The sequence below is a fragment of the Paraburkholderia phytofirmans PsJN genome (genome assembly GCF_000020125.1).
GTDB classification, from domain to species: domain Bacteria; phylum Pseudomonadota; class Gammaproteobacteria; order Burkholderiales; family Burkholderiaceae; genus Paraburkholderia; species Paraburkholderia phytofirmans.
The window spans coordinates 1,198,505-1,222,892 of the sequence record NC_010681.1; the positions used below are offsets into that span (position 1 = coordinate 1,198,505).

Below are 24,388 nucleotides of genomic sequence, written 5' to 3' on the forward strand. Positions count from 1 at the left end.
GGCGCAGGGAATCGGAAAATTATAGCGAGCACGGCCGCGCCGCAGCAAGGCAACGCCGGGTTTGCCGCGCGCTTTGCGCGAATATAACCGCGTTCAATCGATGGTCTGCGCTTGCGGCGAGGCGAACTCGCGAAGCTGGAATTTGCCGTTGTCGTTGAACAGCCAGTCTTCGAATAGCTCGAGCTGGCCACGGCCGTTCAGCAATTTGCCGGGCGGCTGCGGCAGCGGCGCGGCGCGCCGCAAGCTGGCGAGCGCGGTGCTTTCGGCTTCGTCGTCGCCGTTGGTGCGATACACCGACGACTCCAGCACGCGGCCATTACTATCCACCGTGAACGAGACCACGACCAGCGAGCGCAGCATCGCTTGCGGCGTGCCGCGCAGCACATAAGACGGATTGCGTTCGAGGATGCGTCTGGCCACGGCATCGCGGTACTGGTCGAGCGTCGCGCTGTTGATGGCGGCAGCGGGCGTCGGCACGCTGGCGCGTGGCGGCGGTGTGATGGTGCAGCCCGCCATGCCGATGCCGATAACCAGGCCGACTACGAGGAGCATGCCGCGCACATGCGCGGGCCATCCGCCGACGCTGCAAACGCCGCGTTCGTTGCAAGGGCGAAGGTGACGCGTGCGAGTGAACATGGTCGGGGAAACAGCAAAGACAGGGCTGATTTGATGGTAGTCAAAATCCGCCAGGAAGCAATTAGCGTTCGCCCGCTGTATGTGGCCCAACCGTCTGTAATAGGCTGAAATATGAGCGAATTGGTTGGCGGCGAAAACGCGCCTACACTTCGATGGCCTCTTTCGGGAGGCATCGGTGGAAGTCTTTCATTTAGCCCGCTTCGCGCGGGCTTTTTCTTTTTGCGGCGCGGCTCGCGCGAGCCCTGCGACGCGATGCGAAAAACAAAAGGCGAACCCGATATCGGGTTCGCCTTCTATCCGCAAGCTGCGTGCAGGAACCAAGCAAGCGATGGGCGCGTAGTACGCGCTCACCGCATGCCGCGCGTCCGCTTACTTCAGCGCCGCACGTGCCGCTTTCACCGCCGCGAGCACCTGTTCCGGCGCCGTGCCGCCCGGATGATTGCGGCTCGCCACCGAGCCTTCCAGCGTCAGATACGAGAACACGTCCTCGCCGATCAAATGCGCGACGTTCGGCAGTTCCTTGCGCATTTCCTCGAGCGTCAGATCCGCCAGATCGCAGCCGCGATCCGCGCAGACGCGCACGGCCAGCGCCACCGCTTCGTGCGCGTCGCGGAACGGCAGGCCGCGCTTGACCAGATAGTCGGCCAGATCGGTTGCCGTGGAGAAGCCTTGCAGCGCGGCGTCGCGCATGGCTTGCGGCTTCACCGAAATACCGGCGACCATTTCAGCGAAGATGCGCAGCGTATCCGCAACCGTGTCGACGGTATCGAACAGCGGCTCCTTGTCTTCCTGATTGTCCTTGTTGTACGCGAGGGGCTGGCCTTTCATCAGCGTGAGCAGCGCGATCAGATGGCCGTTCACGCGGCCGGTCTTGCCGCGTGCGAGTTCGGGCACGTCCGGGTTTTTCTTCTGCGGCATGATCGACGAGCCGGTGCAGAAGCGGTCCGCCAGATCGATGAAGCCGACACGCGGGCTCATCCACAGCACGAGTTCTTCGGAGAAGCGCGAGACGTGCGTCATGACGAGCGCCGAGGCCGCCGTGAATTCGATCGCGAAGTCGCGGTCGGACACGGCGTCGAGCGAGTTCGCGCAGATGCCGTCGAAACCCAGCGTCTTCGCCACCGCGTGGCGGTCGATCGGATAGCTGGTGCCGGCGAGCGCGGCCGCGCCGAGCGGCAGACGGTTCACGCGCTTGCGGCAGTCGATCATGCGCTCGGCGTCGCGCGAGAACATTTCGACGTAGGCGAGCAGGTGATGCCCGAACGTGACCGGCTGCGCCACTTGCAGATGCGTGAAGCCCGGCATGATGGTCGAAGCGTTTTTCTCCGCCATGTCGAGCAGCGCGGTGCGCAATTCGGTCAGCAAGCCGCCGATGCGGTCGATCTCGCCGCGCAGCCACAAACGGATATCCGTCGCGACCTGGTCGTTACGCGAGCGGCCGGTGTGCAGCCGCTTGCCGGCATCGCCGATCAGCGCGGTCAGGCGCGCTTCGATGTTCAGGTGCACGTCTTCCAGATCGAGTTGCCACTCGAACTCGCCTCGCTCGATTTCGCCCTTGATCTGCGCCATGCCGCGTTGAATCGCGGCGAGGTCGTCGGCGGCGATGATCTTTTGCGCGGCCAGCATCGAGGCGTGCGCGAGCGACCCTTCAATGTCGACGAGCGCCAGACGCTTGTCGAAGAAAACCGACGACGTGTAGCGTTTGACAAGCTCCGACATCGGCTCCGAGAAGCGAGCCGACCAGGCTTCGCCTTTTTTGTGCAGTTGGGACGTCATGGTGTTGGGCAGTTAAGCGGCAGTTAAGCAGCAGTTGAGCGAGCGGTGAAGAGGCTGACGACGCGAATGCACATGCCGTGCAAAGGTGACGCCGAAGCGAGGAAAGACAGGGATTTTAACACTGGCCGGGAGGCTTAAAGACGCCGTGCGCCGCGGCTGTCTCCCGTCGCCTATTCGCGCACCAGCACCACCAGTTTCAGATCTTCGCGATGCGCGGGTTTGAACGTGATCTGGTCATACACGAGGCGGCCGTCGCGCGGATGGTTGAACTCGCGCCGTCCGCCTTCGCGGCCGCCCACGTCCTGCGAGGCCCAGAAGCGCGCGAACGCGTCGCTCGCGGCGGTAAGCGAGTCGATCAGCGCGCGGGTGGGCGCGTCGTTCAGATGGCGGATCGAGTCGGCGCGGAATTCGGCGGCGAGCCGCCGCGCACGTATTTCCCAATCGACGATCAGCTCGCGCGCGGCCGCTTCCGTGAAGGTGTAGCGCAGCAGATTGCGGTCGTGCGCGCCGTCCAGCCAGCCGACGAACAGGTCCGTGGCGCGCTCGTTCCACGCGAGTGCATTCCATTGGCGGTCGAGCACATAGGCTGGCGCGCTCACGAGCTGCACGGTTTCCAGCAAGGTGGCGGGCGCATCGGCGGCGGCCGGATCGGGCTCCGCCGGGTCGCGCTGGGCGGCCAGTTCAAACAGATACGCCCGCTCGGCGCGCGACAGTTGCAACGCGACTGCGATGCGCGCGAGCGCTTCGGCGGAAGCGGAGACCGGGCGCCCCTGTTCGATCCACGTGTACCAGGTCGGACTCACGCCGCACAGTTGCGCGACTTCCTCGCGCCGCAAGCCTGGCGTGCGGCGGCGCGGACCTGGCGGCAAGCCGACCGCTTGCGGCGAGAGCCGCTCACGGTGAGCGCGGATGAAGTCGCCGAGCGCGCGCGCCGGGGTGGCGTCGAGCGGCGGCGGGTTGTCGGCGGAAGACGGCGTGGTCATGCTGAGCGGGCGGTAGGTCGTAGAAGGGGAGGCAGGTAATGGCGATACCAGAATAATTGCTTAACTTGTACTGGTACACAGCGCGCTCTATTGTAGCGGCTGGAACTGCACCACGCGCTTCCAGCGTGCCCCAAATACATAACCGGAGCCTCCCATGAAGCATCACGATCAGGTCGCCGACGCCTTCGGCTCGACCGCCGCCGCCTATCTGACGAGCCCGACCCACGCCACCGGCGCCGATCTGCGCGCGCTGGCCGAATCGATCGCGGCGACGCCGGATGCGACGGTGCTCGACATGGGTTGCGGCGCGGGCCACGCGAGCTTCGCGGTCGCCCCGCACGCGCGAGAAGTGGTCGCCTATGACATCGCGCCGCAAATGCTGGCGACGGTGGAGGGCGCCGCGAAGGAGCGCGGTCTTGCCAATATCCGCACGCAGCAAGGCGCGGCCGAAGTGCTGCCGTTCGCCGATCATTCGTTCGACTGGGTGATCAGCCGGATGAGCGCGCACCACTGGCACGACATGCCGCTCGCGCTCGCCGAAGTGCGGCGTGTGCTCAAGCCGGGCGGCAAGGTGTTGTTCATCGATATCGCCGGCATCGATCATCCGCTGCTCGACACGCATATCCAGGCCATCGAGTTGTTGCGCGACGGCTCGCATATCCGCGATTACCGCGCCGACGAGTGGCTCGCGTTGTTTGCCACGGCCGGGTTCAAGGCATCGATTCGCGAGCGTTGGCGCATCGATATCGAGTTCAGTTCGTGGGTGGCGCGCATGCGCACGCCGGAACCGCGCGTGGTGGCGATCCGCTCGATGTGGGCGAATTCGCCGGATGAAGTCCGTCAATATTTCGACGTGCAGGAAGACGGCTCATTCAAGCTCGACGCGTTGATGATCGAAGCGCAATAAAAAAACCGGGCGCGACGAACTGCGTCGCGCCCGGCTGATTATGCGGTTAGCCAGAATACGGCAGGCAACCGGGCGCGCCGCAATGTGCGCGCTCAGTTGCCTGCCGTGAACCGCTTGCGTGCTTAACCCGTATTGCGCAAGCCCGCCGCAATCCCGTTGATGCTCAAATGAATCCCGCGCCGCACGCGCGCGTTCGTGTCGCCCGCGCGGTGACGCTTGAGCAACTCCACCTGCAAGTGATTCAGCGGATCGAGATACGGGAAGCGGTTCTTGATCGAACGCGCGAGCAGCGGGTTCTCCGCGAGCCGTTCGCTCTTGCCCGTGATCTCCGACAACACCTTCGACGTGCGCTCCCACTCCGCGACGATCCGCTCGAACACGTGCTTGCGCAGCTTCTTGTCGGACACGAGCGCGGCGTAGCGCGACGCGACCGCGAGGTCGGTCTTTGCCAGCACCATGTCCATGTTCGACAGCAGGTTCGCGAAGAACGGCCAGGTCTTGTGCATTTTTTTCAGCAACGCGAGACGGCTCTTGCGTTCGGCGTCGGTCGGCGCGCTGTCCAGGTACGTGGCCACCGCGCTGCCGAAACCGTACCAGCCGGTCAGCAGCAAACGGCATTGGCCCCATGAGAAGCCCCACGGAATCGCGCGCAGATCTTCGATCTTGCGTTGCTTCGGATCCTGCAATTTGCGCGAGGCCGGACGGCTGCCGATGTTCAACTCGGCGATCTCCGCGATCGGCGTCGACTCGAAGAAATACTCCTTGAAGCCCGGCGTTTCGTAGACCAGCGCGCGGTACGACGCCATCGCCGCGTCCGACAACTGCTGCATGGTTTCTTCGAACGCGGGCAATTGCGCCGGCGCAATGTCGTGCGGCAGCAAGGATGCTTCGAGCGTGGCGGCGACCACCGTTTCCAGATTGCGCCGGCCGATCTCCGGATTGCCGAACTTGCTCGCGATCACTTCGCCTTGCTCGGTCAAGCGGATCTGGCCGTCGACGGTGCCGGGCGGCTGCGACAGAATCGCCTGATAGGTCGGACCGCCGCCGCGGCCGACGGTGCCTCCGCGTCCATGGAACAGGCGCAGCGTCACGCCGCGTTCGTTGAAAAGCGACACCAGCGCGAGTTCGGCGCGGTACAACTCCCAGTTCGACGTGAGGAAGCCGCCGTCCTTGTTGCTGTCCGAATAGCCGAGCATGACTTCCTGCTCGTTGCCCTGATGTTCGATCAGCGCGTCGACGCCCGGCAGCGCGATCAGATCGCGCATGATGTGCGGCGCGTTGCGCAAGTCGGGGATCGTCTCGAACAGCGGGATCACCATCAGGCCCGCTTGCGCCGGATCGTTCGCATCGCCCAGGCGTCCGCGCAGCAGGCCGGTTTCCTTTTGCAGCAACATTACTTCGACCAGATCGCTCACGGTCTCCGTGTGCGAAATGATGTAGTTGCGCACCGCGCGCGCGCCGAATTTCTCACGCGTGATGCGGGCTTCCTCGAGCACGCCGAGCTCGCTCTTCACGAGATCGGAGTATTCCGCGTATGGCAGGCGTAGCGAACGCGGCTGCGCCAGTTCGGCAAGCAGCACCTTGAGCTTGTCTTCTTCGGTGAGTGCCGCGTAGTCGTCCTCGACGCCGGCGCGCTTGAGCAGTTCGGCGATTACCGCTTCGTGAATGTCGGAGCTCTGGCGCAAGTCGATGCTCGCCAGATGGAAGCCGAACACTTCGGCGGCGCGCGCGAGCGGCGACAGACGCGGCGCGGCGAGCGGCGCGCCATGATGCTCGGCGAGCGAATCGATCAGCACGTGCAGGTCGCGCACGAATTCGGACGAGTCGTCGTACGGCTTGGCGCGGATCGGCGCCACGCCGCGGCCCGCGCTGCGCACCGGCACGCTGCCTTCGCCGAGGCGCACGCGCGCGCTCGCGGCGAGCCGCGTGTACATGCCGATCAACGCGCGGCGATACGGTTCGTCGGTGCGGTGCGGCGACTGGTCGGGCGAGATCGCGGCGAGTTCCTTCAGGGCTTCGCTGGCGCCGGCCAGCAGGTTCGACACCGACAACTCCGCGCCGAGCTTGTGCACCTGTTCCATGTAGTGCTCGAAGATCACCGCGGCCTGGCGGGTGATCGCGTTTTCGAGCGTCTCGGCCGTGACGTTCGGATTGCCGTCGCGGTCGCCGCCGATCCAGCTGCCCATCTGGAAGAACGGCGGCAGGCGCGCGTCGATGCCGTGCTCGGTGAGCGCTTCTTCGATATCGGCGTAGAGCGCCGGAATTTCGGTGAGGAAAGTGGCGCGGTAGTACGACAGCGCGTTCTCGATTTCGTCGGCCACGGAGAGGCGCGAATCGCGCAACATGCGCGTTTGCCATAGCGACGTGACGCGGGCGCGCAGCATCGCTTCGTTGTGCGCGCGCTCGCGCTCGGTCAACTGCTGATCGCGTTCGGCGAGCAGACGCGCGACGTCGTGTTGCGCGTCGAGAATGCTCTTGCGTTGCACTTCGGTCGGGTGCGCGGTGAGCACCGGCACGATCAGCGCGTCGTTGAAGAACTGCTGCAGGACCGGCGTGGCGGCCGCGTTGGCTTCGACCAGCCGTTCGAGCGCATGGGCAATCGTGCCCGGCTGCGAGGTCGAACCGGCCAGTGCGTGAATGCGGTGACGGCGGTTGCGGTGGCGGTCTTCGGCAATGTTCGCGAGGTGCGAGAAGTAGCTGAACGCGCGCACCACGCTGACCGTTTGCTCCGGGCTCAGCGAGCGCAGTTTCTTGTCGAGCGTTTGCGCGGCGGCGCTGTCGTCTTCGCGGCGAAAGCGCACGGCGTTCTGGCGGATCGTTTCGACGACGTCGAACACCGCGTCGCCTTCCTGTTCGCGCAGCACGTCGCCGAGCAGGCGCCCGAGATAGCGGATGTCCTGGAACAGCGGATGGTCCTTGTCCTCGCGCGTGCGGCCATTGCCCTTCGGCGCCGATGTGTTTGCGGACGCTGGTGATTGCTCCGCCACGGCCTGCAGCGCGGGCGCTTGCGGCGCGTTGGCAACGACCTTGATCTTCGCGGAAGCGGCCTTGGCCGGTTTCTGCGCCTTGACGGTGGCTGCGGCTTGCGTCGTCTTACCCGTCTTGACTGCCTTCACGGCCTTGTCCGTCTTGACGGGCGTGGAGGTTTTGGCGGCCTTGCCGGCTTTGGCGGCGTGAGCGGCCTGAGCGGGTTTGCCGGCGCGTTTGGCCGATGTGGACTCGGCAGCGGTTGTGGCCGAGGCGGCGGCAGAAGCGATGGCAGAAGCGGCCGGCTGGGCGGCGTCGGCCGCGCGAGCGTTGGGCAATGCAGTGTTGCGGCGGGCAGGGCGCGCCGATCCGGAAGACGTCACGATGGGTTTCCTCAGGGAAGCCAGGGTCTGTTGAGTGATGAACTGCTACTGCGGAACTGCACTATGAACTGCAACGTGAACTGCAAGGGAACTGCGCGAAACGGTATGCGCCGATGGCGATACGCCTGAGAGAAGACTGTGCGCCTGAAGCGTGCCGCGCGCTTGCACGACACTCGTTCGAGGCGCATGCGGCGCAGTACGCCGCACCGCATCATCCCGCATGCGGCGGCCCGGTGCGCGAACGACCGTGCGTGAACATGCCGGGACAGGGCAGGCGCGCGCCGCGCGAAGCCCGTCTCCTCCATCGATACCGCTTCAGCACGGCGCCTGGCTGCGTCTTGAGACGCAAGGGCGCGTGCTAACATTGTTCGTTATTACATCCCGTCATTCGATCAGCAAGCTAATGAACACCGAGACGTTTTCAACGCCACCCCACACGCTTGTGATTGCGTCGCGAGAAAGCCGCCTGGCCATGTGGCAAGCGGAGCATGTGCGATGTGCGCTGCACAAATTATATCCATCTTGTGACGTAAAAATCCTCGGAATGACAACACGTGGCGATCAAATTCTCGATCGCACTTTGTCGAAGGTTGGTGGTAAGGGCCTCTTCGTGAAGGAACTCGAAGCCGCTCTCGCCGACGGCCGCGCGGACCTCGCCGTGCACTCGCTCAAAGACGTGCCGATGGAGTTGCCCGCAGGCTTCGCGCTGTCCACCATCATGGAGCGCGAAGATCCGCGCGACGCGCTGGTCTCCAATGACTACGACTCGCTCGCGGCACTGCCGGCCGGCGCCGTGGTCGGCACTTCCAGCCTGCGCCGCGAGGCCATGCTGCGCATGCGTTATCCGCATCTCGAAGTGCGGCCGTTGCGCGGCAATCTGGACACGCGTCTGTCGAAACTCGATCGCGGCGATTACGCGGCGATCATTCTGGCCGCAGCCGGCCTGAAGCGTCTGGGTCTGGGCGAGCGCATCCGCGCGCTGCTCGATCCCGAAGACAGTTTGCCCGCAGCGGGCCAGGGCGCGCTCGGCATCGAGATTCGCGCCGACCGCGCGGACCTCGCGGCATGGCTCGCACCGTTGCATCACGACCACACGGCAGCCGCCGTCGAAGCGGAGCGCATGGTGTCGCGCGCGCTCGGCGGCAGTTGCGAGGTGCCGCTTGCCGCCTATGCCACATGGCGCGACGGCGCGCTGCATCTGCGCGGCATCGTCGCCACGCCTGACGGGCAGCGCGTGCTGAGCGCGCAGGCATCGGCGCCGGCGCCTAGCGTCGAACGCGCGGTCGCGCTCGGCCAGGAAGTGGCGAGCGCGCTCGAGCAGCAGGGCGCGATGGACATCGTGCGTGCGCTCAGCGCCGCCAGCGGTCCCGCCGCGGCGAAGCAGGGCGCAGCGGAAGACGGTGCGGCGGACAGCGCGGCGACCGGCGAGTGATGGCGGCCGATATCCCAGGCAACACTTCTTCATCCGTCGACAAGGCGGTGTTCACGGTCGTGATTACACGACCGGCCGGTCAGTCGAACGAACTGATCGCGCGGCTCGCCGCCGCCGGCATCGCCACGCTCGACTTTCCGCTGATCGACATCGCCCCTGTCATTGACGACGCGCCGTTGCGCGCCGCGTTGGCCTCGCTCGAACGCTATGCGCTCGTCGTGTTCGTGTCGCCGAATGCGGTCGATCACGCCTTCGCTCAGAGCGACTCGATCTGGCCGCATGCGTTGCCGATCGGCGTGGTCGGGCCGGGCAGCGTGCAGGCGCTCGCGCGCCATGGCGTCGCCGCACCGGCGTACAACGTGATCAGCCCGCCGTCCGGTTCGGATGAAGACACCGCGCGCTTCGATTCCGAAGGTCTGTTCGCCGCGATCGATGCGGCGCTCGGCGCAACCAGTCTCGAAGGCAAGCGCGTGCTGATCGTGCGCGGCGACGGCGGACGCGAGTGGCTCGCCGAGCGTCTGCGCGAAGCCGGCGCCGAGGTCGACACGGTCGCGGCATACCGGCGCCTCGTGCCGGAACCGTCGATCGGCGCCTGGGCGCGCGTGCACGAGTTGCTCGCAGGCGTGCCGCACGCGTGGCTGCTCACCAGTTCCGAAGGTGTGCGCAACCTGAACGAACTGGCGCACGACCACCTCACCGCCGACGAGATCGCGCAGCTCAAACGCGCCGCGCTCGTCACGCCGCATCCCCGTATCGCGCAGACCGCGCGGGCATTGGGTTTTGATAGCATGACGGTGTCCGGCGCGGGCGATGAGCGCATTGCCCGCGCCTTGATTGCCGCCGTCCCGGCCGTCGTCCAACCGGTATCGTCCAACCCGGCTCATTCACCGGCTAAATCACGCATGACTGAAACGAACGCATCCACGAACGCTTCACCCCAGCCGGCCGCGACCACTGCGTTGCCGCCGAATCAACCCTTCACGCCCTACGAAGCGCAAAAGCGCCATAGCGCGAGCGGACCGCTGCTGTGGTTTGTCGTCGTGATCATTGCTTGTGCCGCGGGCGTGGGCGGCTATGCGCTCAATCGCAAGGTGGAGCGTACGGAGCAGCAGCTCGCGCAGCGCCAGCAAGCCAACGACACGCAGACCAACGAACTGCGCATCAAGACGGAGCAGGCGCTCGCCACGGTGCATCAGTCGGAATCGCAGGTTGCGCAACTCGAAGGCAAGCTCGCCGATGCGCAGACCTCGCAGCAGGCGCTGCAACAGCAATATGCGGATCTCGCGCGCAATCGCGACGACTGGACGCTCGCCGAAGTCGGCCAGATGCTCTCCGCCGCCAGCCAGCAGTTGCAGCTCACCGGCAACACGCAGCTTGCGTTGTTCGCGCTGCAAAGCGCCGACACGCGTCTCGCCGCCTCGGACAGTCCGCAAGCGGTCGCCGTGCGCAAGGCCATCGCGCAGGACATCGACAAGCTGAAGGCCGCGCCTTCCACCGATCTCACGGGCATGGCCATCAAGCTCGACAACGCAATCGACCAGGTCGACAACCTGCCGCTCTCCGGCGAAGCACCGATTGCCCACGCCACGCCGCAAGCCGCGACCTGGGCCGACACGGCCAAGGTGGCCGCGGCCACCGGCGAGCCGCGCTGGAAAGTGTGGTGGCGTGAAGTGAGCACCGGCATCGGCCAGCAGTTGACGAGCCTCGTGCAGGTGCGCCGCATCGACAACGCCGACGCGATGCTGGTCACGCCCGATCAGGGCTACTTCGTGCGCGAGAATCTCAAGCTGCGTTTGCTGTCGGCGCGTCTCGCCTTGCTCTCGCGCAACGAGACCACGCTGAAGTCCGACCTTCAGGCGGCGCAGAATGCGCTCACGCGTTACTTCGACAACTCGTCGAAGAAAACGCAGACCGTGACCGATCTCGTCAAGCAGGTGGAAGCGGGCTCGGCCGCGGTTGAATTGCCGAATCTGAACACGAGCCTGCAGGCCGTCAATCAATACCGGAGCCGAGGTTAATCATGGCGATCCGGGGACTTCTATGGCTTGCGTTGCTGTTCGTCATCGCGGTGGTGCTGGCGGTGGTTGGGCGCTTCGACATGGGACAGGTGCTGCTGATCTATCCGCCGTACCGCGTCGATATATCGCTGAACCTGTTCGTGGTCGGGTTGGTGGTGCTGTTCATCCTGATCTATGCGCTGCTGCGCATCTTCCGCAATATCTGGCGCATGCCGCAGCGGGTGGCTGCTTATCGCGCTCGCTCGCGTGTGGCGAAAGCGCATGCGGCGTTGCGCGATGCGATCGGCAATCTGTACGCCGGGCGTTTTTCGCGTGCTGAGAAAGCCGCCAAGGATGCGCTCGCGAATGGCGACAACAAGGGCGCGGCGGGTTTGATCGCGGCTACGGCGGCGCATCGTATGCATGAATATGCGCGGCGCGACGAGTGGCTTTCGCAGATCGACGAGGCTGACTGGCAAGACGCACGTCTGATGGCCACCGCCGATATGCGCGCTGATGGCCGCGACGCGGACGGCGCATTGACCGCGCTGACGCAAATGCAATCACAGGGCGGGCGACGTATTCACGCTCAGCAGATCATGTTGCGCGCACAGCAGCAGTTGAAGAACTGGGGCGAAGTGCTCAAGCTCGTCAAGACGCTGGAAAAGCGTGAGGCGATTCATCCGGCGGTGGCGGTGCGTTTGCGCCAGCTCGCGGCGGAAAACCTGTTGCGTGACCGGCGTCACAATGCCGATGCGCTGCTGGAGTTGTGGAATTCGTTGTCGGCTACTGAGCGTCATTCACCGCGGCTCGCGGATCTTGCTGCGGAGTTGCTGGTGGCGCTGAATCGTCCGCAGGAAGCGCGCAAGATCGTCGAGGAAGCGCTCGCGCAGAATTGGGATGCGCGCTTGTTGCGTCGGTATCCGGATACGGCGGGCGGCGACGCACTGCCGTTGATTCAGAAGGCCGAAGGGTGGCAGAAGGATCGTCCGGAAGATGCGGACTTGATGTTCGCGCTGGGGCGCTTGTGTCTGCACCAGCAGTTGTGGGGTAAGGCGCAGTCGTTCCTTGAGCGCGCGCTGAAACTCGCGGATAACGAGACGCTGAAGATTCGCTCGCATCGTGCGTTGGCGCGGCTGCATGAGCAGCTTGGCGATGCGGAAAAGGCGAGCCAGCATTATCGGGAAAGTGCGTTGGCGATGAATATTGTTTGAGGGTTTTTGGGGCGGCGCGTTTGTTGTTAACTCGCTGTTTTGAGAGCTTGAAATTGCTGGTAGATGAGGTGATGGCCGCAGCGGATGCTGCGGCCATTTTTTTATTCATGCTTCACGCTGGGCCTGTTTTGTTGGTGCTTGATTTGATCGCTTAGTGCGGTGCAGTGGACGGTTGTTGCACGGCGGTGGAGGACAACTTGATCATCGCGCTTTTCGTGGATGGTTTTTTGCGGGGCGAAGCGTTTGATTCTTCGTTGAGCGCTTTTGCTCTTTGCGATGCTTCAGCTAGCAGGTTCGTCGCGTGCTGCGCTGTGATGCGGCTGCGCGGGATGCCCTTCGCGTCGAGTGCAATCACCTGGAATAACTCGCGGTCGGATTCGAGTTCCTGCTGGTACTGCTCGGCCGTGTCTACCAGCAATTCGAGCAGCGTTCGGTGACGCTTTCTTTCTTCGTGGGTAATCGCAGGATTTCTAACTATTGAGGACGCAAGTGTGATCAAGGTTTCCAGTTGATTTGCCTGCCGGTCGCATAAATCGAATGCGGAAAGGGCTAGTTTTTCGTACTGGAGTGCGTCGACTGGGGGGCGCGAAGATGGTTGATTTTTGACGGACCTGGTCATGGTGCGATCTCCTGTTGATTCTTTGGGTCGCCCGGACACGCATCTTTGGGGGGAGGGTGAGCGGGCACGTGGCAGGGTGACAGACCGGTGTTACGTCAAGCCGGCGAGCCTCGCGGCTCCCCTACCAAGGCCCGCCCATTGAATATAGACGTGCAGAGATAGACGCACTCCCGCCTGAGCGGGGTGCGGACGTAACAAACAGGCTGTCATTCCTGGTCGTTGGGTGTCTCCCGACGACTTGATAATTATAAGGGAGCGGGGCTGTCTCGGATTTGGTTTTGGGGGGTAAATGGTGGGATGGCCGAAGGGATAAGGGGGAGTAGGGCGGGAGGTTAACCGCCCGGTGCCTTGCCTATTTCCGATTCGACTTCGTAGTTGTGACTTCTGGCGCTCCTTCCGATCGTGGTCGCGCGAGTAGCCGGGAGGGAAGCGCGGGGACTGAAATCGACCCAAAGCAGTCCTTCGACAGCCTCGTTAGCAGACGTAGCGAAAGCGGACCAATAGGTCGGCGTTAGCCAGCGATAACGAGGACCGCAATTTATAACCCGGCGCGAAGGGCCGCACCGGGTCGGTGCTCATAACAACGGCCTCAACTCTGCAGGTAATTGAGAAGGAAGAGCCTTGCTAGCAATAGCCTTCCACAGTTGATAAACCCGCGTCGTCGGTCCGGTAGGGTTGTCTCCACCATCCACCGATTGATCTAATCTCTCCGCCCGAGCACAAGCGGTTGCAACGGTTGACAGCGGGAATTTGGCCATGTCGAGGCGGGTCTTGTTATACCGCCCCAGTGTGTCCCGAAGCAACTGTTCTGTCGCGGCCGCGTTGCGCAAGCCGGTAACCGCAGAACCATCGACGTGGTGAAGCAACAGCCACAGTTCAAATGAAGGCTTGCTAAGCGCTACGTTCATACCCTTCTGCTTGGCCTCCCCAATCGCGCCGAGAAACGTTCCTATATGGTTGTCCCGAGTGCAATGATCGGTGTCCAGCAGCATCCATAGCTCATCGTCGTCTTCGTGGTCAAACTTGCTTAATCGATCGAGAACATGCGGCGCGGCCGATGTTCCGTCGATCGTTGGCACAACGTGAATTTGGATTCTGGGAATGGAAAAAGAGTCGAAATACTGCTTCGGTGCGTAGGTATCATCGCACGCAATAATGAACAACCGGTCGTCACGAAGTGTTTCCTCGCCCCGTTTTAGCGGTCTAGGTTTCCGTTCGAAAAGGCTCATCAGACGTTACCTCGCTCGACAAGCATCCGATCGAGGTTGCCGAGGAACGGGACGGCTCCGAAACGCCCTTGGAGATAATGCTTTCGAATTTCCAAATCCTTCCGCACGCGAAAATCTGTCAGGGGATAAATGTGCGTCTCGGATGTCGCGCTTTTTTCCACGAACCAGATCTCATCCCTTCTCAGCAAATCCAAGTCAAGCAGATTCGATTCATGCGTTGTGATAATAATTTGGTGCCTGTCCGCCTTGCAGGACTCAAGGAAGAATTGCAAAAATTTCCAGATCAGCATCGGATGCATACTACGGTCTATTTCGTCGATAAAATAAACGGCACCGCTATCGTCGTCATGATTCAACGCTGGCATCAAACTTAACAGGCGCCGAGTTCCATCAGATTCATCTGCGAGGTCGAGCTGCGCGACGCTGCCCGGCGCATATTCATGCGCGGCTTGGACACTGATGCGGTAGTAATGATGAGCGTCTGTTTTCTCGATGAGCAGTTCGCCCCGCTCCGCCATATCCACGACAGCCGTATTGTGTGGGCTCTTGGATACATCTTGAATCACTCGTTCAGCGACGGTTTCGGGCAGAATCGCGCGGAGCTCCTCCTCGGTAATTTCCGTCTTTTGGACGCTCAGATGATCCACCCCAGTTGACGATGACTTGAGGAAGGTTCCAGCAAACGTCAGAAATTTGGGATCCGAGCTCAGAAGATGACCCAATGGTGCAATGGATTGCGTCGGGTCAATTAGTTTTAAACCTTCCAAAAACCAATCAATAATCGAAGCGAGTTCCGAGCCGATATCGTCTTCGTCAAGAGTAGCTCTAATTGTCGCCAGAAACGACTGGTTTTGCGGGCCTCCGACCGTAACAAGAGCAGACAGCTTCTCATTTACCGACTTGAGATAGTCGCCTTCAATCTGCACTCGACCGTTTTCGTCGGTGGCTCGCTCGTAAAGAACCCGCTCTTTGTTGCCGGTGATTTTCACGAGCCATTCCTGAACGATCTTGTGATCGTCGATCCTGAAGCCAAATCGGTAGAGTTGTTCGCGCACGATGAACTGCAAATCGAAGCTTGACGGCTCCTCGCTCGCGCCTCCGAATCGGAATGCCTCACGGCCCGTGCCAGTATTCTTTTTCCTGGGCCTGAGGGCCACCGACTTGAAATACTTCAACGCCTTGAACAAATTAGATTTGCCCGCGCCGTTTGCCCCATATAAGACTGCAGTTTTTAACACTTTCTCTTCTGAGTCAGGGACCGCGATCGCGTGCCCCTCGTGGCTCCCGGCGTGCCGGCTGCTAGCAACGAGCGATAGCGTTTGCTCAACTCTGAATGATCGGAAGTTTTCAACTGAAAAGGAAACTAACATTTTGCACCTGTGATGTTTTCACGCTGAAGGCTTGAAAATTCGGGGCCATCATCAAGGAAATTTGCCCCAACCGTGAAACTTTCACAACATGGTACTACATTGGCTGGATGCGTAGGTCTGGTTGCGCGCGCCAGCGTCGCAGATTGCCATCTTGGGTATGCGAGGAGCAGTTCGGGGCGAACGCATCGGTGGGCGCGCGGGGCCGCACTGGTGGGCGCAGAACGGCGCCCGGCTGTTGCCGGGCCCGCTAATGGGCGTCAACGATCCAGGCGGCAACGGCCAAGGACCGCTTCTGGCCGAATCCGGGCCGACGACGAACGCACCAAACCGACCCCGAGCGGACAATCGGCGCTCCCGTTAACGGACAATCGCAGGCTTAGCTGGCCGCCTGGCCGAGTAGATACGGTCGTCACGTTCATAAGTCGCTTTCCGGAATCGACGGAAGTGGTGTACGTGTTCAATGACTCTGCTTAGCCGTTGTCGATGTGTCGGTTGTCTGCAACCCATGTCGTCGGAGGACAATGGAGACCACCATCCACATTTGATTATTCACCTGTTGCGATAGCTTTGCCATATACGCCGTAGTGCTACTGTCGCGCATCGCAATGCCCCATCTTTGCATGACAGGATCTTGCATTATCGTTATTAGATGCCTGAGTTCATCGTCCGAGAATTTCGCGCTTTCAACGAAGTGTCTTGTTAGAAGAGCTTGCTCGCCGTACCCGGGCTTTATTCTGTTTGAAATAATGCCGTTGACATCAGCACGGATAGATCCCCATGTGTTGTCCGGAATCCCTGGATTGAACTTCCTCGATGCATCAATCTGATATCCAGCTGTTGTCTTTTCCATGGCAGCTGGATCTCCATGCTCGGTCAACGCAACAACTCTATCGATCAAAGCATCGGTAGTTGTGTTGGTCTGTGCGGAAGCGTTTACGGGCTCGCAGAGAAAGGCGAGGAGTAGCGGAGTCACAATACCCGCCGCCCGTCGAGAAATAGCAAATTTTTGTATCATATTCTTCAAAATCGCCAACTAGTCGATTGCCGCCGCCGCGCCGATTGTCGACTATCGAGACGACTGACTCGGCGGGCGTGCCACTCATTTGAAGGCTGCCTATTTGTCAGCACTTGGCTGCGATCATAGCCCCGGTCTTGGTGTCTACGTATTGTTCCAGCCACTGTCGCGCGTCGCCGAGATAGGTGTATTCGAGGTCCGGGTAATCAGCCGCGTATTTCCGTCCCAGCGGCTTCTTCAGCCATACATTCACGTTTGGCATTGGCCAACCACTGCTGATTTCGACCATAGCGTTACCGATGCAAAGCTCGGCGTCGAGTATCTCGCGAAGAGGGCCGCTGAGACGAGGCAAGATAACCGAAAAATTGTAGTCGTGAATCATGGGCGTCCGGAGGCTTGGGCATAGAACCAGGGCAGATTGTCGACGATCTATGTTGCTTCGTCGACCGTCGCTTTCTTGGCCGAACTGAGCGCGAGGACGGGCTCTGATCGACCCTGCGCGGTCGTATGATGCCACCCAACATCGGGCCTTCAAATCGAATCAGTACCTACACAATCCTTCACAGTTTGATTGTGCTAGATTTTTCGCAATTGCCTCGATGTAACCCTTCAGACTTTCTGGTGCACTATTGCTTGCAGTTCTTGCCGTCAGCTCTAGCTTCTCTCGCTCGTCTTGTTTCATGATCGGAACGAATTGCGAAGCGGTCTCAGCAAGTGCCTTAAGCATGCTGGCCCGATAGTGCTCGCTCAGTGAAATGTCATTCGCCGAGATCAAAGTTCCAAGAAAAAAACTATCGATTCCGTTCCGGCCCTGCTCAAGACCTCTCAGCCGTACAGGCGTAATTTCCTCTGGCTTCAGACGTTCAATAAACCGTGCAAGTAATGGTGCTTGCCGCGCCATGCAGCGAATCCCAAACGGTTGCAGTTCTGACAGTTCGTCTTGGTAAGTCAGGACGTTCCGCTGCTCAAGTCGGAGTACGGCCTGCTGAAGGGTTTCAGCGGGCATGCTGTTATCAACATGCCTACGTAGATCGTATAGCACATAACTCATGACTTTGCGGTTCGCTTTGTCACATACCTCCATCAACGCTGGTAGCTGTGCGTCGTCGAACGTAATGCCGTCGAGAAAGCGCCGATTATCGGATAGCGTCGCGAGCAACGCAGCGGCTCGTTCATCTGTCTGGCGGGGCATGGCGCCGGTTTTCTCGACCCATTCGTCGAACTGTTGGCTTGCCTGAATGTAGCCATCAAACTGATCCGCGAGGACGCTAGCAATAAAACCGAAATACAAACAGACAAGCGTAAGCCAAAACTTGGCACGATGCATTCTTCCTCCTTCGCGTAGCGTCCGGCGTGGCAGACATACCGTTTTGTTCGAAACGGATTTAGGCTGATCAACAGCTAGTTTCGATCTTGATGACGCAATTATCGACGATTTGAGCGCTACCGCCGACTGACCGCTCCTGGCCGATGGACTAAACCGCTCGCGCGGTAGGGGCTACGATCCGACGCTGGAGGTGAAGGTCAAGCCGGTCACGCGGTTTATGTTGGCGAACGAGGCAATCCGCCTCGCTCTTCAACAGGAGCCGAATCATGACCTCCTTACCGGCAAACGTCAGCCCATTGCGCCAGCGCATGATCGACGACATGCGCATGCGCCAGCTTGCTCCCAAGACGCAGGACATCTATCTGCACATCGTGCGTGAGTTCGCCCGGTTTCTCGGGCGCTCACCTGACACGGCCACCGTCGAGGACCTGCGCCGCTACCAGCTCTATCTGGTCGATCACGGCACATCGGCCGTGTCGCTGAACCACGCGATCACCGGCCTGAAGTTCTTCTTCACGGTCACGCTCGACCGGCCCGAGCTGATAGTCAGGATGCAGCCGGTGCGCGTTCCCCGCATATTGCCCGTCGTGCTCAGTCCCGACGAAGTGCGGCGGCTGATCGAGGCAGCCGGCAACCTCAAGCACCAGACTGCGCTGTCAGTCGCCTACGGTGCCGGGCTGCGCGCAAGTGAAGTCGTAGCGCTGAAGGTCACCGACGTCGACAGCGAACGCATGACACTGCGTATCGAGCAGGGCAAGGGCCGCCGCGACCGCTACGCCATGCTCTCGCCGGTGCTGCTCGAGCGGCTGCGCGTATGGTGGCGCATGGCCCGTGCGCAGGGCAAGATGTTTGACGGCGGGTGGCTGTTTCCCGGGCTCGATCCACTCGACCAGTTGAGCACGCGACAGTTGAACCGCGCCATTCATGCCGCCGCCGAAGCCGCGCACATCGACAAGCGTGTATCCATGCATACCTTGCGCCACAGTTTTGCGACGCATCTCCTCGAACAGAAGGTCGACATCCGCGTGATCCAGGTTCTGCTCGGCCACGCCAAGCTTGAGAACACCGCACTTTATGTGCAGGTGGCCACCGACCTGCTGCATGAAGTCACCAGTCCACTGGACCGCCTGCCTCCTGGATAAGCCCATACCCTGCAGCATCTCATGCTGGAGGTTGCGGACATCTTCCGCAGCCACGGGCCGGCGTGGCGAGCCACGACACATCTGAGCCTGGGGCAGCTGAAGGTCATGTCGGCCATCGAACGGTGCCGCACCGCGGCACTGGGCGGACATGTGCTGCGCTGTTCAGGCTGCACAATGACAGAGGTGTCCTTCAACTCGTGCCGGAACCGGCATTGCCCGAAGTGCCAGGCCAGTGCCGCACACCGCTGGCTGGAGGCACGCCAGGCCGATCTGCTACCTGTCGAGTACTTCCACGTCGTCTTCACGCTTCCCGCACCCATCAGCGCCATCGCCTGCTATAACAAACGGATCATCTACGGCCTGCTGCTCGACATCGCCGCTGACACGCTGCGCACGATCGCCGGGGATCCCAGGCATCTCGGCGCCCAGATTGGCGCCACGCTCGTACTGCACACCTGGGGCTCGGCGCTGACGCATCACCCGCATGTGCACGGCATCGTACCCGGTGGCGGACTGTCGCCTGACGGTGAGCGCTGGATCGCCTGCCGCCCCGGCTTCTTCCTGCCCGTGCGCGTCCTCTCACGCCTGTTCCGGCGCCGCTTCCTCGAAGCACTCGCAGACGCCCACAGGCGCGGCCAGTTGCAGTTCTTCGGCGAGTACACCGGCCTCGCTGATCCCGCTACCTTTGCCCGGTGGCTTGCGCCGCTACGTACCTGCGAATGGGTGGTCTACGCCAAACGCCCGTTCGCCGGACCGGAAGCGGTGCTCGAGTACCTCTCACGCTACACGCACCGCGTCGCCATCTCCAACCAGCGCCTCGTCGCCTTCGATGAGCGCGGTGTGACGTTCCGCTGGAAGGACTACCGTGCAAAGGGACGCACCCGCTACAAGACCATGACCCTCGAAACCGGCGAATTCATGCGCCGCTTCCTGCTCCATGTGCTGCCCAGTGGCTTCCATCGCATCCGTCACTACGGATTGCTCGCCAACCCGGTGCGCCGCGCCAGACTCGCGCGGGTGCGCGATCTGCTGCACATCGCACCCGCGACCAGCCCATCACCGGACCACGCCATCATCGAAACCCGGCCCGTCTTCATCTGCCGGCACTGCGGCGCACCGATGATCGTCATCGACATCCTCGCGCGCAGCGCCCCGATCCGCGCACCGCCCATGCGCCTGGATCAGCCATGAACCTCACGGCTCCTCGAACTGCCTGTCCAACGTTGGCTTTGCGGCGACGCGGCCCACGAACGGACGTATGCGCGCGTCGCTTCGCGATGTGCTTCGTGCGCCCGCTTCATCATCCCGAATACGCAACTGCACCGCGTCGCGATGGCGTTAGTGCCCGACCGGCTTCTCGCCAGACTGTGTCGCACCCGACATCACTGAACATCCCGCGCTATCAATCGCCATAGCCGCGAAACCTCCAACCGCATTGGGGCACTCCGCGGTTTCCTCCATCGGGCTTATTCGACGCCTGCCGGCACGCGCCGAGGTACCGTCACGTTCCTGGGGCCGACGGCAGGCATCGAATAACCCTAAACGAACAGCGACGATTGTCCAGACGCCTTTCCACGCGGTCGATCGAACCCGCAGCGTTTGAGTCGACCCACGACTCGCTATTTTTCGCGCTCCGGACGCCCGAAAAGCTGTCCCGCCTGCGCGCTGGACCCAAGCCCGCGTTAAAGACAGCCGAGATTCTGACCGAATATCAAGCCGAAACGGTCATGCAGCGCCGAAAACTCGGTATAGTTCGAAAGCTCGGGCATTTCGGTTGCCCTATTCTGACGGACGTCGATATGATTCCAATCGCAATCGGTGCAGCATCCACTCTACTCAGCGGCGTGAGCAGCGCCATTGGTTCAGGGCTGTCGAAGCTGACAGGCCAAAGCTCAACGAGCGAATCGAGCCAGTCGAGTTTTGCAGCACATCTGAAGACGGCAACGTCGCAGAGCAGCCTTGGCAAGAGCGAGCATCACCATCACGCGCACGGCGCGTTGAGCGCATTGGCGAATTCTTCGCCATCGCAGTCGCAAACCACTACCGGTTCCGATACGACCGCGGTCGGCTCAGTCATCAATATCAGCGCCTAAAAGGGCAGCCGCATCAATATGGATTCATCGAGCCATCCCGTGCCGAACAGATGGCGCTTCGATGAAGCCACTGCTTCCAGTGTGCCCTTGTCTTTGTCGCGACATCACGCATTCCGTGACCTTTCCAATTCATCCTGTTTTAACGAGACTCCGGCATGGCCGCACGCGCACCTCACGGCCGCCTCTGGGGCATGGGATACCGCGGGAGGCGTTCAAGGCTTTGCCTCTCGAACGGACCGGACGGTCGAGGTCGAAGGCAGCTGTTTCCTACCAAGGCGATTGTGGGCATTGCGCATTCGCTCGCGGACTTGGGGGACTTGACCGGCCAAACGCTCGCCGGTACCTCCGCACGAAAACGGCTGCGCCAGCTCGGATTCACATTGCGCAAGCGCACCACTGCCGATGGGGTAACCACGGTCTCGTCGCACAATTTTCCGCCTAATCTCTCCCAGGGAAAGCGTAGTCTTCCCAAATCGGCGGTGCAGAGATCGCACGTTGAAGCAGCTGGGGGCGCATTGGCAACGGAAGGAAACATCGAACTTCATTCTCAATTCAATGGAAGCCGATGGCTGGTGCGAGTGGGCAAAGACTGGTTCAGTTTCCGCAAGTTGGTCAAACGATCGGCGCTTCTCGCTGGCCTGCCAGAATCTTCGAGACCAATTTAACGCAACCGGAGGACGGGAAGTGGCGTGACCATCTGCGAATGCTCGGCTTCCATAAAAGACTTCCGCTGTGGTACGAGGCTGCGCCTGCGCCGTAGGTCGGAGGCCAGAATATTTGCTAAAGGTGTATATGATGCGACACATCAAAAAATCTGCTGCGTCAATTTTGATGCTTCTGGTCCCTCTGTTGTTTCATTCCACTGCGTCTGGAAAAACGATCTACTCCGTCGGGTTTGACTATAGAAAGGCTGTGCCATCATCGGTGTATTTTGCTGGAAAATCGCACAAAGAGGTTGACCACCTTTGCGAGACGGGCGAACACGCATCAACCGCTGACATTGCTGCGTGCAGCCAAAGGGACTACGAAATAATTTTTGCGAAACTGAAGTCGAAAATTAAATCATTGGAAGACGGTTTTAAAAAAGACGATGCCGAACTGAAAGCCGAGGACAATCCTATCGCATCGCCATATTTCGAGAAAGGCCAAAACGCATGGATCGAGTTTCGTGACAACCAGTGCTACGCCGAAACGTACTCGTTAGGGGAGGCATCAATGCGTTATATGACGTTTTGGGATTGCATGGCCCGTATAACCAGAGAAAGGTTAGATGATCTGGACAGCGCAAAAGACTGACGACGCACAGCGCTCCGATATCATCGGGCGTCGTCAGCGTCACAGCGGTGTCGAGGCTGCCCAGTGCGTGGACCGCGTCGTCTACGACAATCTCAATCCCAAGACCCCTGATCTCCGCGATGTCTTCTCGCTTGCCTGGTGCACTAGACTCAACGGCACTTGCGCGAAGCAGCACGCTAATCTTCGCGCCATGCGCATCCGGCGCGCGGCGCGCAATATTGCGCAGCACCGGGAGGCCAGGTTCGCCGGCACCGAGCACGAGAATGTTTTGAGCCGTAGCGATGGCGGCCGCGCAAGAAGTGCCGCGCTTCAGCTACCGGCGGATTGTCTGCGTGATCAATGAATACCCTGCGAGTGCGTGGCGATCAAAGTCGGCACCCGCCCTTCGCAAACGCCAGCCTTCGGTATCGAGCGACATCAATTCGGCTACGCGTATTTGTCACCCACCGTACTGCGAATCGGATGTGTATCGTAGACAATGATCATCCGCTCGATTAGCCCGTTGTCGTCGAATTCGAAAACATCGACGCACTCAAAGCGCACCGCCGAGCCATCCTTGAGTCCCCAATCGTAGACAAAGTAACCGGTCGCACGTCGGGCCCCCATCGTGCTAACGCAGATGTCGATAGGCGTTATTCTGCTTTCTCCAGACGCTGCGTTGACCTTCGCGAAGAATGGCGCAGGGCGCATCCAGCCGAGAAACGGCGAGAAGATTTGCGCGTCCGGCGTGAACAACGCGCAGATCGCCGCGACATCGCCGCGCTCCAACTCCCCGAGATAGTTGCGAACCCGCCGCGTGTATAGTGCTTCCGACGATGAGGCCATCTTCATTCTCCGATCATTCGGTGACAACTCCGCGCGTCCGAGCGGACGCGTATCCGTACAGGCACGATAGCGACCCATCGATGACCGAACAATCGAAAAATCCGCAACCCGGGTATGCAACCCATGCATATCCATTGGCCGACCTGACGCGCGCGCTGCCGCCGCTGACAGCGTTCCAGTCGTTCGTCGCGGCAGCGCAACTCGGGAGCATCAGCAAAGCCGCTGACCATCTGTGTCGAACGCAGGGCGCGGTGAGCCGTCAGATCCAGCAACTGGAAGCGCACTACCGGTGTGCACTTTTCGTGCGCCATGCGTCGGGGCTGACGCTGACGGCGGAAGGAAGCGAACTGTTGACCGTGGCCGTAAGCGTACTCACGCAGCTGGTTCAACACGCAGATAGTCACGCCGGGACAGCGTCTGTCGTCACCCTGCGGGTGCCGTCCACGTTCGCGATTCGCTGGTTGCTTCCACGGCTGGCAGACATCAATCACGCGTTGCCTGGAACGGAACTCCGCATCTCCACATCGGCGGACGACAGGCCAGATTTCACTATGCCTGACGTCGACGCCATCGTTGTTCGTGGAACCGGGCAGTGGGCGGGTATGGACGCGGTTCCGTTGTTTGCCGAGCAACTCACACCGATGTGCACAAGCGAAATGGCCGCATCGCTTAACTCGGCAGCCGACCTTGCTCATGTCACCTTGCTCCATCCCGGGCACGGCCATCAGGAGTGGCGATGCTGGCTGGAAAGCGTGGAGGCACGGCACATCGACGCGGACCGTGGCCCCGTCTTTGATACCCTCGAATTGACGCTCACCGCTGCGGCGGAAGGGCATGGAGTTGCAATAGGCGATCCCCGGATGGCGCGAGACCGCCTGCGGGCTGGGACACTGGTAACGCCTTTTATCGACGTGGCGCAAAACGGCTTGTCGTACTTCGTCGTCTATCCATCTCAACGAGCCGCACAGTCCAAGATTCGCGCCCTCGCTGACATCTTGTTTCGGCTTGCGCAGGAAGACTGATTGTTATCGAGGGAAGCAGTTCCGGGAATGGGAAGGGCGGGGACTGAAATCGACCCGTTACGGTCTGTCGAGGTTCGGCAACCCCGTCGTCCGATTTTCGAATTGAAGCTGCCATTCAATGATCCTTCCGACGAACAGGCTAATGGCAGCGCAAG

20 protein-coding genes and 1 pseudogene are annotated in these 24,388 nt (G+C 61.2%); 9 read left to right on the forward strand and 12 right to left on the reverse strand.

The genetic code is table 11. The features are described from left to right. Positions 1 to 93: 93 nt before the first annotated feature. The 3 genes from BPHYT_RS05205 to BPHYT_RS05215 all read right to left on the reverse strand — a co-directional run bounded on the left by BPHYT_RS05205 (position 94) and on the right by BPHYT_RS05215 (position 3,395). Complete coding sequence (locus tag BPHYT_RS05205; protein ID WP_238535628.1) at positions 94 to 552, reverse strand: energy transducer TonB family protein; 459 nt, start codon at positions 550 to 552, stop codon at positions 94 to 96. A gap of 453 nt (positions 553 to 1,005) precedes the next feature. Beyond that, entirely contained in the window at positions 1,006 to 2,412 is a 1,407-nt protein-coding gene (gene argH / locus BPHYT_RS05210; RefSeq protein WP_012432112.1) for an argininosuccinate lyase, read from the reverse strand. A 170-nt stretch (positions 2,413 to 2,582) separates the two neighbouring features. Continuing rightward, positions 2,583 to 3,395, reverse strand: coding sequence for a helix-turn-helix transcriptional regulator (locus tag BPHYT_RS05215; protein ID WP_012432113.1), 813 nt, complete (start codon positions 3,393 to 3,395; stop codon positions 2,583 to 2,585). A gap of 154 nt (positions 3,396 to 3,549) precedes the next feature. On the opposite strand from BPHYT_RS05215, the gene BPHYT_RS05220 reads away from it, so the two are divergent. Next, a complete protein-coding gene (locus tag BPHYT_RS05220; RefSeq protein ID WP_012432114.1) occupies positions 3,550 to 4,302 on the forward strand; it encodes a class I SAM-dependent methyltransferase in 753 nt (250 codons plus the stop codon). A 122-nt stretch (positions 4,303 to 4,424) separates the two neighbouring features. Here the strand turns inward: BPHYT_RS05220 and ppc are convergent, their stop codons facing one another. Further along, positions 4,425 to 7,652, reverse strand: a complete 3,228-nt coding sequence (ppc, locus tag BPHYT_RS05225; RefSeq protein WP_012432115.1) for a phosphoenolpyruvate carboxylase — start codon at positions 7,650 to 7,652, stop codon at positions 4,425 to 4,427. 403 nt (positions 7,653 to 8,055) lie between these two features. Between ppc and hemC the strand changes: the two genes are divergently transcribed. Genes hemC through BPHYT_RS05240 form a run of 3 tightly spaced genes read left to right on the forward strand, consistent with a single transcriptional unit; the run spans position 8,056 to position 12,295 of the window. Then, complete coding sequence (hemC, locus tag BPHYT_RS05230; RefSeq protein ID WP_012432116.1) at positions 8,056 to 9,084, forward strand: hydroxymethylbilane synthase; 1,029 nt, start codon at positions 8,056 to 8,058, stop codon at positions 9,082 to 9,084. After that, complete coding sequence (gene hemDX, locus BPHYT_RS05235; protein WP_012432117.1) at positions 9,084 to 11,102, forward strand: fused uroporphyrinogen-III synthase HemD/membrane protein HemX; 2,019 nt, start codon at positions 9,084 to 9,086, stop codon at positions 11,100 to 11,102. The genes hemC and hemDX overlap by 1 nt, the downstream gene beginning before the upstream one ends. 2 nt (positions 11,103 to 11,104) lie before the next feature. Next, a complete protein-coding gene (locus BPHYT_RS05240; protein WP_012432118.1) occupies positions 11,105 to 12,295 on the forward strand; it encodes a heme biosynthesis protein HemY in 1,191 nt (396 codons plus the stop codon). 151 nt (positions 12,296 to 12,446) lie between these two features. Here BPHYT_RS05240 and BPHYT_RS05245 read toward each other — a convergent pair whose 3' ends face one another. From BPHYT_RS05245 to BPHYT_RS05270, 6 genes are all read right to left on the reverse strand, one after another. Beyond that, on the reverse strand, positions 12,447 to 12,914 hold the full coding sequence (locus BPHYT_RS05245) for a hypothetical protein (protein ID WP_012432119.1): 468 nt from the start codon (positions 12,912 to 12,914) through the stop codon (positions 12,447 to 12,449). Between the two features lie 575 nt (positions 12,915 to 13,489). Then, on the reverse strand, positions 13,490 to 14,143 hold the full coding sequence (locus BPHYT_RS05250) for an RloB family protein (protein ID WP_012432120.1): 654 nt from the start codon (positions 14,141 to 14,143) through the stop codon (positions 13,490 to 13,492). After that, positions 14,143 to 15,513 (reverse strand): AAA family ATPase, encoded by a 1,371-nt coding sequence (locus tag BPHYT_RS05255; protein ID WP_012432121.1) that lies wholly within the window; start codon positions 15,511 to 15,513, stop codon positions 14,143 to 14,145. Before BPHYT_RS05255 ends, BPHYT_RS05250 begins: the two co-directional genes overlap by 1 nt. A 457-nt stretch (positions 15,514 to 15,970) precedes the next feature. Further along, positions 15,971 to 16,546, reverse strand: coding sequence for a hypothetical protein (locus BPHYT_RS05260; RefSeq protein WP_148225067.1), 576 nt, complete (start codon positions 16,544 to 16,546; stop codon positions 15,971 to 15,973). An 88-nt stretch (positions 16,547 to 16,634) separates the two neighbouring features. After that, positions 16,635 to 16,910: a hypothetical protein gene (locus BPHYT_RS05265; protein ID WP_012432122.1), complete on the reverse strand. Its 276-nt coding sequence runs from the start codon at positions 16,908 to 16,910 to the stop codon at positions 16,635 to 16,637. A 159-nt stretch (positions 16,911 to 17,069) separates the two neighbouring features. After that, positions 17,070 to 17,855, reverse strand: coding sequence for a hypothetical protein (locus BPHYT_RS05270; protein WP_012432123.1), 786 nt, complete (start codon positions 17,853 to 17,855; stop codon positions 17,070 to 17,072). Between the two features lie 266 nt (positions 17,856 to 18,121). Between BPHYT_RS05270 and BPHYT_RS05275 the strand changes: the two genes are divergently transcribed. From BPHYT_RS05275 to BPHYT_RS05290, 4 genes are all read left to right on the forward strand, one after another. Beyond that, positions 18,122 to 18,997 (forward strand): site-specific integrase, encoded by an 876-nt coding sequence (locus BPHYT_RS05275; RefSeq protein WP_012428455.1) that lies wholly within the window; start codon positions 18,122 to 18,124, stop codon positions 18,995 to 18,997. A gap of 21 nt (positions 18,998 to 19,018) precedes the next feature. Next, the gene (locus BPHYT_RS05280) at positions 19,019 to 20,188 is read left to right on the forward strand and encodes an IS91 family transposase (protein ID WP_012428456.1); all 1,170 of its coding nucleotides are present in this window, start codon (positions 19,019 to 19,021) and stop codon (positions 20,186 to 20,188) included. A gap of 608 nt (positions 20,189 to 20,796) precedes the next feature. Next, the gene (locus BPHYT_RS05285; RefSeq protein ID WP_041758295.1) at positions 20,797 to 21,090 is read left to right on the forward strand and encodes a hypothetical protein; all 294 of its coding nucleotides are present in this window, start codon (positions 20,797 to 20,799) and stop codon (positions 21,088 to 21,090) included. Positions 21,091 to 21,882: 792 nt separating this feature from the next. Continuing rightward, positions 21,883 to 22,386 carry a lysozyme inhibitor LprI family protein gene (locus BPHYT_RS05290; RefSeq protein ID WP_012432124.1) on the forward strand — a complete coding sequence of 168 codons (504 nt, stop codon included), beginning with the start codon at positions 21,883 to 21,885 and terminating at the stop codon, positions 22,384 to 22,386. A 70-nt stretch (positions 22,387 to 22,456) separates the two neighbouring features. Here the strand turns inward: BPHYT_RS05290 and BPHYT_RS39620 are convergent. After that, positions 22,457 to 22,669 (reverse strand): annotated as a pseudogene (locus BPHYT_RS39620) (aromatic alcohol reductase); the annotation flags it as partial. Positions 22,670 to 22,812: 143 nt separating this feature from the next. After that, complete coding sequence (locus tag BPHYT_RS05300) at positions 22,813 to 23,211, reverse strand: nuclear transport factor 2 family protein (RefSeq protein WP_012432125.1); 399 nt, start codon at positions 23,209 to 23,211, stop codon at positions 22,813 to 22,815. An 80-nt stretch (positions 23,212 to 23,291) separates the two neighbouring features. Between BPHYT_RS05300 and BPHYT_RS05305 the strand changes: the two genes are divergently transcribed. Beyond that, on the forward strand, positions 23,292 to 24,233 hold the full coding sequence (locus tag BPHYT_RS05305; RefSeq protein WP_012432126.1) for a LysR substrate-binding domain-containing protein: 942 nt from the start codon (positions 23,292 to 23,294) through the stop codon (positions 24,231 to 24,233). Positions 24,234 to 24,388: the final 155 nt, after the last annotated feature.